Raw genomic sequence first — 14,531 nt, forward strand, 5'->3', positions numbered from 1 at the left:
AAAAACACGGTTATGGCAAAAGTGGCCATCAGCGTTACCGTCGTCAGTCATGCAAACACGGATGGCTACAGGGCTTACAACGACGAACTTCCAAAAGTAAAACACATTGTTAGCAAGCTGTATACACAGCGTATTGAGCGTTCACATCTGACACTGCGTAACCGATTGCAACGGCTCAATCGCAAGACGCTCGGATATTCAAAATCATCCGAAATGCACGATAGGATCATCGGTACTTACATCGAACGCGAGTACTACGTTTTATGCTACATCAACTCATTGAATACACGACACACATTGGCATAAAAACCATATTCATCCGGCGCAGCCAGATTCCAGGTTGAGGGCGGCCGTTCGCGCGTAAATCGGATTTTCACGATGGACTTGATGTTCTTGAACCCGTATTTCCATGGTGTCACGAGACGGATGGGGGCGCCGTTCTGTGGTGGCAAGGTTTTGCCGTAAACCCCCAGCGCCAGCAGAGTCAAAGGATGTAGCGCCTCTTCAATGGTTAAGCCTTCTACATAAGGATAGTCAAGCCCGCCACCGAGAAAGCGATCTTTCTGCCCTAGCATCTGTTCGGGATCGTGCAGGGTTTGAAAGGCAACATAGCGCGCGGCGCTGGTCTGCTCTACGAACTGAATCAGTTTCGCCAAGGGAAATCCCACCCAGGGAATCACTATTGACCATGCCTCTACACAGCGAAAGCGATAGATGCGCTCTTCCAGCGGAAAGCGCTTGATAATGTCATCGATATCCAGCGTGACGGGTCTGGCGATTTCCCCTTCTATTTGTATCTTCCAGCCCTCCGTGCGCAACCCGCCAGCATCGGCGGCCGGGTCGGCTTTATCCAGTCCGAATTCATAGAAGTTGTTATAGCCGGTAACCTTATCCTCGTGCGTCAGCGTGAGTGACGCTGGCGCATTGGATTCCGGTGTGAAGCTGAGCGGCGTGGGTGGCGGTGTTGTCGGTTTTTTTTGCCGCCGCCGGTGAGACAGTCGAGCACATCCGCCTGTGCGCTAAGCGGCAGGCTCAGTGAGGCGGCGGCGATACCCAGCGCTTTCATCACGGCACGGCGCTGGTGAAAAATCCCCTCAGGGGTAACGTCGGCGGCGCTCGGTTGGCGTTGACGATGAGAGTCAGACATGATGATGTCTCCATGGGTTACGACGACTGCGTACAGTAAGTATGGAAGATAAGACGGCACGAGCAAAAAAGAGTTCATTGCAGAGCGTTGCACCACTCGCCTGAAGGGGAAATTGTTGGTGGTTATCAGTTGCGCTCACGTCATGATCGCGCTGTGATTGTGACCAGAGAGGAAAAGTCAGGGAAAATCCTTTAGTGTCTATATTTGTAACAGGTAGTATTAACAACAGTGCTGAATACGGTACGGGGGTGTGACCTCGTGCGGCGAGAGGATGCAGGGATGGGCGAATGACGAAATTTTCTTCATTGATGACGATGGTGCTGATAGTCGTCATATACCTGCTTTTTATCATAGTGTTAGTCACCATTGTTGATGATAATCTCCAGCAGATTGATAACCAGCTTCATGCTATCGCGACCAGCATCGATCAGGCGCTGTTGGTTCAACCTCCTGAGCGATTACGCTTTTGGCTGCCCTCGATGATGAAGGCTGCGGGGGTTGTGCTCCTGGAGATCAGAGACCTCGATCACAACCTGCAATTTTCGCTGCGATTGCCGGAACTGATGAGTGCAGAAGGCGATTATGTGCACCATGTGATGCAACTGCCGCTGATGCAAAATACCGATTTTCGCGTCAACCTTACCTATCTTGATCCCTTTTTCGGCTCGCCGCGCTGGATTTTCTCCACTATCGCCATGGTGGTGGCGATGGTGTGCATGCCTGCGCTACTAGTGTTTGCCGTGCGGCGTTTTCGCCGCAAGGTGGCAGGGCACGAACAGTTGGAGACGCGCGCAAACCGCATTCTGCGCGGTGAACGCGAATCGGTGGCGCACGGTTCGGTGCACGAATGGCCCGATAGCGCTAGCGGTGCGTTCGATCAGTTGCTGTCGGACCTTGCCGACGCACGCGAGGAACGCAGCCGACTGGATACGCTGATCCGCGCATTCGCCGCCCAGGATGCGGAAACAGGATTGAGTAATCGCCTGTTTTTCGATAACCAACTCACCACGCAGTTGGAAAACGCGGAAGATGTCGGCACCCACGGCGTGGTAATGATGATTCACCTGCCGGATTTCGATACCTTGCAGGAAACGCATCGCTATGCCAATGAACTGCGTGAGTACCGCAATACGCTGGTCAATATGCTCTCGACCTTATGCGTTATCCCTCCGCGCTGCTGGCGCGCTATTTCAACAGTGATTTTGCAGTGCTGCTGCCACACCGTTCGCTGAAAGAAGCGGATATTATTGCGGCGCATTTAGTCAAAGCGCTGGATATTCTGCCGATCACGCCGCTTATCGATCATGAGGATGTACTGCATATCGGCATCTGTGCCTATGCCAGCGGGCAGAGTTCTGAGCAGGTGATGGAGAGTGTGGAGGATGCTACGCGCAATGCGGTATTGCATGGAGGAAACGGCTGGTGCGTATTTGACCGGCAGGTGCCAGACAAGGGGCGCGGCAGCGTGAAATGGCGCACATTGCTGGAACAGACGCTGGCAAAAGGTGGCCCGCATCTGTATCAAAAACCGGCGGTGACGCGCGATGGCGTGGTACGTCATCGGGAAATCATGCCGCGTATCACCTATGGTGATCAGGTTCTGCTAGCCGCCGAATATATGCCGCTGGTACGGCAATTGGGGCTGACGCCCAATTATGATCGGCTGCTGGTGACACAAATCATCGCGTTGTCTGCTTCCTAGCAGCAGGAGACGTTGTCGATGCCCGTCAATGTAGATTCGTTGTTGCAGCGTCCTTTCTGGCGTTGGTTACAAGAAGTGCTATTGCAATGCCCGAAACAGCAGCGTCAATGCATATTGTTTGAACTTGCTGAGTCAGATGTGTGTCAGTATATCGAGCGCTTGCGTCCTATTCTGAATACGCTGGTGGGATTGGGGGGTTGGCTGGCGGTGAAGCAAGCCGGGCTGACCTTGGTCAGCACGAACTATATTAGAACGTTGCAGGTGGAAATCATCAAGTTGCACCTAGGTCTGGTGCGCCGTTTTGAACGCAGGACGAAAAATCAACTTTTTGTACAAAGCCTGATCGAAGCCTGCAAGTGAACCTCCGCCAACGTGTTTGCCGCAGGCGTCAGAACTCAGGAAGAGTGGAATACGCTATCGAGTCGCGGTGTCTATGGTGGCTAGGGCGATTTTTTCGCGGCGTCTATCCCTGTCAGCGATGAGTTGAAAAAATATTCACCTCGGCATCGTGTTTAGGGTGAATGTCGCAGGTAAATTGACGTAGAATGCGTGGTTTATAAATCGGTTAGTGTGCGCTTATTGCATGGACTGGCAGATAAAATGTTAGATTTTGTGTCTAGTGTTGATGTCATCCGACTGCGTGAAAAAGCGGTAACTCGCTTTACCGCACAAAGAAATATCGCCCCAACGGTTTTTCAGGGGAACGTGATGCGTATGACACAGGGGAATTTTTTCACCGATGCAGAGCGCTGTCGTGCCTTGTCGCTGCACCGTGTGGTTGGTAAAGTAGGCGGATTTCTTTTCGCCCTCAGCTTGCAGGATTATCCTTTCGTTATGTTTAAAAAATTTCGTGGCATGTTTTCCAACGACTTGTCCATCGACCTGGGTACCGCCAATACCCTGATTTATGTTAAAGGGCAGGGCATTGTACTGAATGAGCCGTCTGTGGTCGCTATCCGTCAGGATCGTGCCGGTTCGCCTAAGAGCGTCGCTGCCGTAGGCCATGAAGCCAAACAGATGCTTGGTCGTACTCCGGGTAATATCGCAGCTATCCGCCCGATGAAAGACGGTGTTATCGCCGACTTCTTCGTGACCGAGAAAATGTTGCAGCACTTTATCAAACAAGTGCACAGCAACAGCTTTATGCGTCCGAGCCCACGCGTACTGGTGTGTGTGCCAGTCGGTGCTACTCAGGTTGAACGTCGTGCCATTCGCGAATCCGCGCAAGGGGCAGGGGCGCGCGAAGTGTTCCTGATTGAAGAACCGATGGCGGCGGCTATCGGTGCTGGACTGCCGGTTTCTGAAGCAACGGGCTCCATGGTGGTGGATATCGGTGGCGGTACCACAGAAGTGGCGGTTATCTCCCTGAACGGTGTGGTCTACTCTTCTTCCGTGCGTATTGGTGGCGACCGCTTCGATGAAGCTATCATCAATTATGTGCGCCGTAACTACGGCTCACTGATCGGTGAAGCAACGGCGGAACGCATCAAGCACGAAATTGGTTCTGCGTATCCGGGCGATGAAGTACGCGAAATCGAAGTGCGTGGTCGTAACCTAGCTGAGGGCGTACCGCGCGGCTTTACCCTTAACTCGAACGAGATTCTGGAAGCGTTGCAGGAGCCGTTGACCGGCATAGTGAGCGCGGTGATGGTTGCGCTGGAACAGTGCCCGCCAGAGCTAGCTTCCGATATTTCTGAACGCGGCATGGTGTTGACCGGTGGTGGCGCACTGCTGCGTAACTTGGATCGCCTGCTGATGGAAGAGACCGGCATCCCTGTCGTGGTTGCCGAAGATCCACTGACCTGCGTGGCTCGCGGTGGCGGTAAAGCGCTGGAAATGATCGACATGCACGGCGGTGATCTGTTCAGCGAAGAGTAAGAGTACAGAATAAAAGGAAGGGGAACCGTATGGGGAAACAGCGTTGTTTTTCATCCCGTAGGGTAGCCCCTCTTTTTTTATTCTGTGGCGATTCGTTTTCACGGGTATCGCCATTAGCGTAATTCCCTGCGCCCGGCGCCCCTCTGCCCCTTCGTTTCTGCGGGCATGACGGCGGTGAATAACACGAATGTTAGCTTTCGTTTCGAGCGTGTCGGGCGTTCTTTATTCGCGTTGAGGAATACGCAACCTTTATGAAGCCGATTTTTAGCAGGGGACCTTCCCTGCAATTGCGACTTTTTCTTGCCGTCTTCACGGCGATGGCGATCATTATCGCCGATAGCCGCTTGGGGACGTTTCTCAAGATCCGTACCTATATGGATACGGCGGTCAGCCCGTTCTATTTCCTCGCCAACGGGCCGCGTGAAGTATTGGATAATGTCTCTGAATCGCTGGCGACCAAAAATCAGCTGGCGCTGGAAAACCGTGCGTTACGCCAGGAACTGCAACTGCGTAACAGCGATCTGCTGCTGCTCGGCCAACTGAAACAGGAAAACGCGCGTCTACGCGAACTGTTGGGGTCACCGCTGCGTCAGGACGAGCAGAAAATGGTGACCCAGGTGATTTCCGCAGGCACAGACCCCTATAGCGATCAGGTTGTGATTGATAAAGGGGCGGCGCACGGGGTCTACGAAGGGCAACCGGTTATCAGTGATAAAGGGGTGGTCGGACAGGTTGTCGCGGTCGGTCAGTTGACCAGCCGTGTGCTGCTGATCTGCGATGTTTCCCATGCGCTGCCGATTCAGGTGCTGCGCAATGATATCCGCGTGATTGCTGCAGGTAATGGCTGCACTGACGATTTGCAACTGGAGCATTTGCCCAACAACACCGATATTCGCGTCGGTGATGTGCTGGTGACATCCGGACTGGGTGGTCGTTTCCCTGAAGGGTATCCGGTGGGCGTCGTCTCCGAAGTGAAGGTGGATACGCAACGCGCCTACACCGTTATCAAGGCGCATCCTACTGCCGGTCTGCAACGTTTACGCTATCTGCTGTTGCTGTGGGGCGTTGACGATGTGTCGGGCAAAGGGTTGCCGCCGCAAGAAGTGCATCGTGTCGCCAACGAACGCTTGATGCAGATGATGCCCCAGGTTCTGCCCTCTCCCGATGAAATGGGCCCGCCGGCACCGCCTGCTGTCGCAGCACCTGCCGCGCAGCAGCAGGGCAACGCACAGCCGAAAAACGCCCCCGCGCGCAGTGCGTCTCAAGGTCAACAACCTCAACGTAATACGCCACCTGCTGCTACGCCAGCACAGGGAGGGCGCCAATGAACCGCTATCGCCGTCACGGCAACTGGATCATCTGGTTATCGTTCCTGATCGCCATGGTGCTGCAAATCATGCCGTGGCCGGATCAGTTCTATCATTTCCGGCCATCGTGGCTATCGCTGTTTCTGATTTATTGGGTAATGGCGTTACCGCATCGGGTTAACGTTGGTACCGGCTTTGTGCTGGGAATGGTGATGGACCTTGTTTTAGGATCCACGCTCGGCGTGCGTGCGCTGGCACTCAGCATTGTCGCCTATCTGGTGGCCTTCAAGTTTCAACTGTTCCGCAATATGGCGCTCTGGCAACAAGCCCTGATCGTTATGGTGCTTTCGCTGGTGATGGATCTGATTGTTTTTTGGGCAGAGTTCCTAGTAAGCAATGTGTCATTTAGGCCGGAAAATTTGTGGAACTGTGTGGTCGATGGCGTGTTGTGGCCTTGGCTATTCCTGTTGATGCGCAAAATTCGCCGTCAGTTCACAATACAATAATCAATAAGGGCGTAGTCCTTAACCGGAGCGCCTACAGTAGAATACGTAGAGTGACTACGTAGCGAGGATATATGACTGCGCTCTATCTGGCCTCGGGTTCACCGCGCCGCCGCGAACTTCTTACGTTGCTGGATATCCCTTTTGAACGGTTGCGTGTTGATGTTATCGAGCAGCAGGCAGCACATGAAACGGCAGAGGTCTATGTACGCCGTCTAGCGCAGGATAAAGCGCAGGCAGGGGTTGCTGCCGCACCGCAAGATTTGCCCGTGTTGGGGGCCGATACCATCGTGGTGCTGGAAGGACAGGTACTGGAAAAACCGCGCGACGAAGCCCATGCCGCGCACATCTTATCGATGCTTTCAGGGCGACAGCATCAGGTGATGACTGCGGTCACGTTGGCCGATCGTCGCACCCAGTGCGGCGCGCTGGTGGTGACCGACGTGACGTTTCGCGCGCTGACGCAGTAGGACATTACCCACTACGTTGCCAGCGGTGAGCCGATGGATAAAGCGGGAGCCTACGGCATTCAAGGTAAAGGCGGCTGTTTCGTTAAAGCGATCGCTGGCAGTTACCACGCGGTTGTCGGTTTTCCGCTGGTGGAAACCCATGAATTGTACAATCAGATTATAGCGTTACGAACGGCAGGAGCAGAAAATGACAGCTGAGTTATTGGTCAACGTGACGCCGTCGGAAACGCGCGTTGCCTACATTGACGGCGGAATACTGCAAGAGATCCATATTGAGCGCGAAGCGAAACGCGGCATCGTGGGCAATATCTATAAAGGCCGTGTCAGCAGGGTATTGCCGGGCATGCAGGCCGCGTTCGTGGATATCGGGCTGGATAAAGCGGCGTTTTTGCACGCGTCAGACATCATGCCCCATACTGAATGCGTGGCCGGGGAAGAACAGAAAAACTTCCACGTGCGCGATATTGCTGAACTGGTGCGCCAGGGGCAGGACTTGGTGGTGCAGGTGGTGAAAGACCCGCTCGGTACCAAAGGTGCCCGACTGACCACCGATATTACGCTGCCATCGCGCTATCTGGTTTTCATGCCCGGCGCGGCCCACGTTGGGGTTTCACAGCGTATTGAAAGTGAAGTGGAACGTGAACGCCTGAAGAAAATCGTCAGTGAATATTGCGACGAGCAGGGCGGGTTTATTATCCGCACAGCGGCAGAGGGGATTGGGGAAGATGAGCTTTCTTCAGACGCTGCGTTCCTCAAACGCCTGTGGACCAAAGTCAGCGAGCGTAAAAAGCGTAACCAGACCAAATGTAAGCTGTACGGTGAAGTGGCGCTGGCGCAGCGTATCCTGCGTGATTTTGCCGGTGCGGCGTTGGATCGCATCCGCATCGACTCCCGTCTGACTTATGACGCGCTGCTGGAGTTCACCACGGACTATATTCCGGAAGCCACCAATAAGCTGGAGCATTACGCCGGACGCCAGCCGATTTTCGATCTCTATGACGTGGAGAATGAAATTCAGCGTTCGCTGGACAGAAAGGTTGAGCTGAAATCCGGTGGTTATCTGATCATCGATCAAACCGAGGCGATGACGACGATAGACATCAATACCGGGGCCTTTGTCGGTCATCGCAATCTGGATGAGACCATCTTTAACACCAATATCGAAGCGACGCAGGCCATTGCCCGCCAACTGCGGCTGCGCAACCTGGGTGGTATTATCATTATCGATTTCATCGACATGAGTAATGAGGACCACCGTCGCCGGGTGCTGCACTCTCTGGAGCAGGCGCTCGCCAAAGATCGGGTTAAAACCAGTATTAACGGCTTCTCTCAACTAGGATTAGTGGAGATGACGCGCAAGCGCACTCGTGAGAGCATTGAACATGTGCTGTGTCATCAGTGCCCGACTTGCCATGGTCGCGGCAGGGTGAAAAGCGTCGAGACTGTTTGCTATGAAATCATGCGTGAAATTGTGCGGGTGCACCATGCCTATGACACTGATCGCTTCCTGGTGTACGCATCGCCTGCGGTGGCTGAGGTATTGAAAAGCGAAGAGTCCCACGCCCTGGCAGAAGTGGAAATTTTTGTCGGTAAACAGGTCAAGGTGCAGATTGAGCCGTTGTACAGCCAGGAACAGTTTGATGTGGTGATGATGTAGTCCCCATGTCGATGATAAACCGAACAGAATGACTTCCCCGCGTCGCCTGCGACGAAGATCAAGGAGAATAGTGTGAGGCGACTGCCCGGCCTATTGCTGATGACGGGTGCTACGATTGTTGTTGTCGTGGCGCTGATCGTCAGTGGTTTACGATTAGCGATGCCGCAGCTCGATCGTTTTCGGCCGCAAATCATGGCGTGTGTTACGTCGACGACGGGCGTATCGGTTGACGCGCGACGCCTTACTGGCAGTTTGGCTTCTTTTGGTCCGACGCTTTCGATCGATGGCCTGACAAGCGAGTCTCCTGCTGCGCGCTGGCGGGCAGAGCGCATCACGCTCGCGCTGGATGTGTGGCAGTCATTGCTGCATGCGCGATGGCAGTTTCGCGATCTGACGTTCCACCGCGTGCACTTGACTCTGGATGCCACATTGACCGGGCAGCGGGCCGACGGTAGCCTGATCGAAACCGATCGTCTCAGTACACTGTTCCTCCAGCAGTTCGATCATTTCGATCTGCGCGACAGCCGCCTCTCTTTCCTCACGCCTTCTGGCGATCGTGCGGAGCTCGCCATCCCACAATTGACCTGGTTGAACCGCAACAATCGACATCGTGCCGAAGGGCAAATCAGCCTGTCGAGTTTCAATGGGCAGCACGGCGTGGTGCAGGTACGCATGGATTTGCAGGCGATTCAGGGTCATCTGAATGACGGCACGGTGTACCTACAGGCTGACAATATTGATATGAAGCCCTGGATCAGCCGATGGCTAAAAAATAATACCGGGCTGGATAGCGCCAATTTCAATCTTGCAGCCTGGTTGCAGGTGCGCAGCGGAGCGCTGGTTGCCAGCGATGTCTTTTTGGCCCAGGGCTCGGCAGCCTGGAAAGAAGGAGACAACATCCATCGTCTGAGCGTAGACGAACTGGCACTGCATGCCACGCGGGAAGGTGAAGGCTGGCAGGTTGCCGTGCCTGTCTTGAATTTGGCTACGGACGGTGTTGCCTGGCCGAAAGGGAGTCTGGCGGCGAGCTGGATACCCGCGTCGTCGGCAGAACAACAAGATATGCTGCGGGTGCGTGCCAGTGAACTGAGCCTGGCACGTTTGCGTGATTTGTTGCCGCTGCTGTCCACGGTGACGCCCGAGCTTAAAACGCGCTGGGAGGCGCTGCAACCGGAAGGGCTTCTGACACAACTGGACCTTGATATTCCCTTAAAACAACCGGAAAAAAGTCGTTTTCAAGCGGCATGGCGCGATCTGCGCTGGAAAGCGTGGGAATGGTTGCCGGGCGGCGAAAAGCTGGCTGGCACGCTGAGTGGCAGCGTCGAACGCGGGCGCGTCACCTTTGCGTTGCCGCAAACTGTACTGCCCAGCGGTAATCAGTTCCGGGCACCGTTCGAGATTCAGCAGGCAAACGGTGCGGTAGATTGGATCAATGCCGCCGACGGCTGGGAAGTGTGGAGTAAAGGGCTGAATGTGCAGGCACGTGCGCTACAGGCTCAGGGCGATTTTCAATACCGTCACCCGGTGAATGGGGAGCCACGTCTGGATATTCTGGCGGTAATTCGGCTAGCCAATGCCTCTGAAGCCTGGCGTTACTTCCCAGAACCGCTGATTGGTGCGCCACTGGTGAACTACTTGAACCGTGCGTTAAAAGGGGGGCACGTCGACAACGCCACGCTGATTTTTGCCGGTAACCCGTCGCATTTCCCCTTTGAGCATAACGAAGGTCAGTTTCAGGTATGGGTGCCGCTACGCGCGGCTACCTTTGAATTTGAAGCAGGCTGGCCCGTGCTGTCACCGTTGGATATCGATCTCAATTTTGCCAACAACGGCTTGTGGATGTCCGCGCCATCAACGCAGTTAGGGAATGTTGCCGGCAGAAATATTCTTGCCGCCATCCCTGACTACAGCAAGGAAAAGTTGCTGATTGATGGCGAACTTCAAGGGGAAGGGCCCGATGTCGGACACTATTTTGAACAAACACCGCTCAAGGACAGCGTGGGGAGTGCGTTAAAGCAACTGCAAATTGGCGGTAACGTCAATGGTACGCTGCACCTCGATATTCCCTTGGCACACGGCGCGGTAGAAGCCAGTGGCGATATTCAACTCAGTAACAATAGCCTGTATATCAACCCGCTGAATAGCACGCTAAAACAGCTCAAAGGACGCTTCCATTATCGCAGTGGCACCCTGAACAGCGATGATATTGCTGCTAACTGGTTAGGGCAGCCCGTCACGTTCAGTTTCAATACCGAAGAGCAGGAAAAAGCTTTTCTGGTAAAGGTGGTGCTGAAGGGTGAATGGGCACCAGCGCTGTTCCCCGGTCTGCCAAAAACATTGCAAACCGCACTGTCGGGAACCGCCGCCTGGCGTAGCGATGTAACGGTGAATCTACCCTATAAAGGCGTTGATACCTATGAGGTCAGCGTTGATGCCGACCTAAAAAATGTAAGCACTCGCTTACATGAGCCGCTCAATAAAGCACAGGGGACGCCGGTGCCGCTTAAGATTGCAGCCAAAGGGGATCTAAAAGGGTTCACGCTTGCAGGTAGTCTGGGAAAAACGGCACAGTTTAACAGCCAGTGGTTATTGAGTGGCGATGTGCTGACGCTAGCGCGCGCAATCTGGCAGCAGGGGGCACAAACCTCTCCCACGTTGCCGGAACAGTCTGAACTGGTGTTGGCTCTGCCCGCGCTGGATGCGGAGCGTTGGTTAGGATTACTGCCCGCCCTGCGTGGTGATACCGTCTTGCGCAAAGGGGCGCAAAGCAATCTCCATGTGCCGGAAAGTGTGACGCTGCGTACGCCCGCGCTGAAACTGCTCGGTCAGCAGTGGCATGACGTGGTACTCAATAGCCGCAATACGCCGCAGGGTAATGAAATTCACACTACCGGGCGTGAGATTGATGCTAATTTGACGGTCCCGCAGAGCGGCATGTGGCGCGCGGATATTCGCTATCTCTACTACAACCCGCAGTGGAAAGGGGATGAAGCAACCAACCCCGTAGCGCTGGCGGAGAATAAATCACCGCTCAATGACCCCAGCATCCGCTTTGAAGACTGGCCCGCGTTGCAGCTTGCCTGCGGGGAATGCTGGATTGCCGGGCAGAACCTGGGCCAAATAACGGCGACGCTGCAACCAGAAAAAGATAAGCTGACGCTCAGTGAGTGTGTGATCGATACTGGCAAATCCAAGCTGACTGCCAGCGGCAGTTGGCAGGAGAATGCCGAAGGAGTTCGCACCGCACTCAAAGGGCGTTTGACGGGCGGTACGCTGGAGCAAAATGCCGACTGGTTTGGTATTGATACGCCGCTGCGCGCAGCGACCTTTGATGTTGACTATGATCTCTATTGGCGTGGTTCGCCGTGGGCACCACATCTGGCGAGCCTGAGCGGTATTTTGCACACGCGTATTGGCAAGGGCGATATTGTCAATGCGGGTACTGGTCAAGCGGGACGCTTGCTGCGTCTGGTGAGCTTTGATGCGTTACTGCGCAAATTGCAGTTTGATTTTAGCGATACCTTTGGTAAGGGCTTCTATTTTGATTCCATCCGTAGCACGGCTTGGATTAAAGACGGCGTGTTGCATACCGACGATCTGCTGGTAGACGGATTGGAAGCAGATATCGCCATGAAGGGCAGTGTCGATCTTGCTAACCGCCAAATTGCCATGGAAGCGGTGATTGCACCGGAAATTTCAGCCACGGTGGGTGTGGCTACCGCCTTTGTGGTCAACCCGGTGATTGGTGCTGCCGTGTTTGCGGCCAGCAAGGTGCTGGCACCGCTCTGGAACAAAATCTCGCTGATTCGCTACCAGATTCATGGCAGCCTGGATCAGCCTACGATTAAGGAAGTCCTGCGTGAGCAGCAAAAAAATGCGGTGCAGGAGCTGCGTTAATACGCCAGCATAGTGATGGCCCCCGTGCCATTTATTCATTGGTTTCATGTGAACTAAAGTGGAAAAAATATGAGTCTTTCGTTTGTCAGTGAACAGTTACTCACTGCTAACAACTTGAGCCAGCAAGACCTGTTCTCGGTGTTAGAGGTATTGAATGAACGTCGCCTGGATTATGCCGATCTCTATTTTCAATCCAGTTACCATGAATCCTGGGTGTTGGAAGACCTCATCATTAAAGATGGCTCTTACAATATAGATCAAGGGGTCGGTATTCGCGCGGTAAGCGGGGAAAAAACCGGGTTTGCCTATGCAGACCAAATCACGCTCAATGCGCTGCACCAAAGCGCCCAAGCAGCGCGTAGCATCGTGCGCGAGCAGGGCACTGGCCGCGTTCGCACACTGGGGGAAAACGCTCATCGTGCGCTGTATCCGCAGCTCAATCCGCTGGACAGCCTGAGCCGTGAAGAGAAACTGGCACTGCTGCAACGCGCAGACAGTGTGGCGCGCACGGCCGATGCCCGCGTGCAGGAAGTGAGCGTCAGCCTGACCGGTGTCTATGAATACGTGTTGGTGGCGGCAACCGACGGCACGCTGGCCGCTGATGTGCGTCCGTTGGTGCGCCTGTCGATCAGCGTGCTGGTTGAGCAGGATGGTAAACGTGAACGCGGTGCCAGCGGCGGTGGCGCGCGCGTGGGTTACGACTACTTCTGGCAAGTGGTGGACGGAGAAGCGCGGGTGGAGGCCTGGGCGAAAGAAGCGGTGCGTATGGCGCTGGTCAACCTTTCCGCTGTTGCTGCGCCTGCGGGTACGATGCCGGTGGTACTGGGCGCTGGCTGGCCGGGTGTGCTGCTGCATGAAGCTGTCGGACACGGACTGGAAGGGGATTTTAACCGCCGTGGCACGTCGGTGTTCAGCGGGCAGATGGGCAAGCTGGTTGCCTCTGAACTGTGTACCGTGGTGGATGATGGTACGCTGGAAGGACGCCGCGGTTCGCTGGCGATGGATGACGAAGGCGTGGCCGGGCAATACAACGTGCTGATTGAGAACGGTGTGCTGAAAGGTTACATGCAAGACAAGCTCAACGCGCGTTTGATGGGGGTGGCGCCGACCGGTAATGGTCGCCGCGAGTCTTATGCCCATTTGCCGATGCCACGCATGACCAATACTTACATGTTGGCGGGTAAATCGACGCCGGAAGAGATTATTTCCAGCGTGGAATACGGTTTATATGCGCCTAACTTTGGCGGTGGCCAAGTGGATATTACCTCCGGCAAGTTCGTGTTCTCAACCTCCGAAGCCTATCTGATTGAAAATGGTAAAGTCACGACGCCGGTTAAAGGGGCAACCCTGATTGGCTCGGGTATCGAAGCCATGCAGCAGATATCCATGGTGGGTAACGATTTGGCATTGGATAAAGGCGTTGGCGTGTGTGGCAAAGAGGGCCAAAGCCTACCCGTTGGCGTTGGGCTGCCGACGCTGAAACTGGACAGCATGACGGTGGGCGGTACGGCGTAATTCTGCGCAATTTTCACCGCCATGCTATTGCAAAAACGCGTGGCGGTGGTTACTCAATTCCAGGGTGTGATAGGGTTGCTTCGACGATATCACAATTGCCGTTGCTGGCGATATTGACTCGTGCCTTCGCGTGTAAACAGGGATATTTTGAATTGGGAAAATGTTCTTGATAAACAGAGTGATGATAAGCATCAAGGTTTTGAAATAAATGTATTTCTACAGAGATATTCCCCTTACCATCTAAAGAAAAAGATGTCTTTTTACTCGGACTTCCGACAATTGGCATCTCCTTTGATCGTGCATTTATTTGCTGTATTATGGCTTTGTTGAATAAATCAGAACTTGTAACGACTGCGCCCCATACGGGTCGATTGTTACGTGATGCGAATACTGTTCGGCATTCCTAATAGCGTGATCCGGTTAAGCGCTTTGACCATGGCCATGGCTTCACCCAC

The 14,531-nt window shown here is 54.3% G+C and carries 7 protein-coding genes and 4 pseudogenes; 9 read left to right on the top strand and 2 right to left on the bottom strand.

The annotated features are described in order from the left end of the window. Positions 1-306: IS1 family transposase (locus QZ506_RS04735; protein WP_291969413.1), on the top strand; the 306-nt coding region annotated here is incomplete at its 5' end. Here QZ506_RS04735 and msrP read toward each other — a convergent pair. Beyond that, positions 294-1,147, bottom strand: a pseudogene (gene msrP, locus QZ506_RS04740) (protein-methionine-sulfoxide reductase catalytic subunit MsrP); the annotation flags it as partial. The gene QZ506_RS04735 and the pseudogene msrP sit on opposite strands and share 13 nt — an antisense overlap. A gap of 287 nt (positions 1,148-1,434) precedes the next feature. Here msrP and csrD point away from each other — a divergent pair. The 8 genes and pseudogenes from csrD to tldD all read left to right on the top strand — a co-directional run bounded on the left by csrD (position 1,435) and on the right by tldD (position 14,076). Further along, a pseudogene (gene csrD, locus QZ506_RS04745) lies at positions 1,435-3,365 on the top strand (RNase E specificity factor CsrD). A gap of 318 nt (positions 3,366-3,683) precedes the next feature. Next, the gene (gene mreB, locus QZ506_RS04750; protein WP_004385136.1) at positions 3,684-4,727 is read left to right on the top strand and encodes a rod shape-determining protein MreB; all 1,044 of its coding nucleotides are present in this window, start codon (positions 3,684-3,686) and stop codon (positions 4,725-4,727) included. 251 nt (positions 4,728-4,978) lie between these two features. Next, positions 4,979-6,055 (top strand): rod shape-determining protein MreC, encoded by a 1,077-nt coding sequence (mreC, locus tag QZ506_RS04755; protein WP_291969415.1) that lies wholly within the window; start codon positions 4,979-4,981, stop codon positions 6,053-6,055. Then, positions 6,052-6,540 carry a rod shape-determining protein MreD gene (gene mreD, locus QZ506_RS04760; RefSeq protein WP_291969417.1) on the top strand — a complete coding sequence of 163 codons (489 nt, stop codon included), beginning with the start codon at positions 6,052-6,054 and terminating at the stop codon, positions 6,538-6,540. The genes mreC and mreD overlap by 4 nt, the downstream gene beginning before the upstream one ends. Before the next feature lie 71 nt (positions 6,541-6,611). After that, a pseudogene (locus tag QZ506_RS04765) lies at positions 6,612-7,205 on the top strand (nucleoside triphosphate pyrophosphatase). Continuing rightward, positions 7,195-8,664: a ribonuclease G gene (rng, locus tag QZ506_RS04770; RefSeq protein ID WP_291969419.1), complete on the top strand. Its 1,470-nt coding sequence runs from the start codon at positions 7,195-7,197 to the stop codon at positions 8,662-8,664. Before QZ506_RS04765 ends, rng begins: the two are co-directional and overlap by 11 nt. A 72-nt stretch (positions 8,665-8,736) precedes the next feature. Continuing rightward, positions 8,737-12,561 (top strand): AsmA2 domain-containing protein YhdP, encoded by a 3,825-nt coding sequence (gene yhdP / locus QZ506_RS04775; protein ID WP_291969421.1) that lies wholly within the window; start codon positions 8,737-8,739, stop codon positions 12,559-12,561. Positions 12,562-12,630: 69 nt separating this feature from the next. Next, positions 12,631-14,076 carry a metalloprotease TldD gene (gene tldD, locus QZ506_RS04780; protein WP_291969422.1) on the top strand — a complete coding sequence of 482 codons (1,446 nt, stop codon included), beginning with the start codon at positions 12,631-12,633 and terminating at the stop codon, positions 14,074-14,076. 374 nt (positions 14,077-14,450) lie between these two features. Here tldD and QZ506_RS04785 read toward each other — a convergent pair. After that, a pseudogene (locus tag QZ506_RS04785) lies at positions 14,451-14,531 on the bottom strand (lipoprotein); the annotation flags it as partial.

The organism is Candidatus Symbiopectobacterium sp., from assembly GCF_020054415.1.
Taxonomy (GTDB): Bacteria; Pseudomonadota; Gammaproteobacteria; order Enterobacterales; family Enterobacteriaceae; genus Symbiopectobacterium.

Bases quoted from the DNA above. Each gene is read 5' to 3' on its own strand.
- rng (WP_291969419.1), top strand. From the start codon at position 7,195: ATGACAGCTGAGTTATTGGTCAACGTGACGCCGTCGGAAACGCGCGTT.
- mreC (WP_291969415.1), top strand. From the start codon at position 4,979: ATGAAGCCGATTTTTAGCAGGGGACCTTCCCTGCAATTGCGACTTTTT.
- tldD (WP_291969422.1), top strand. From the start codon at position 12,631: ATGAGTCTTTCGTTTGTCAGTGAACAGTTACTCACTGCTAACAACTTG.
- mreB (WP_004385136.1), top strand. From the start codon at position 3,684: ATGTTTAAAAAATTTCGTGGCATGTTTTCCAACGACTTGTCCATCGAC.
- mreD (WP_291969417.1), top strand. From the start codon at position 6,052: ATGAACCGCTATCGCCGTCACGGCAACTGGATCATCTGGTTATCGTTC.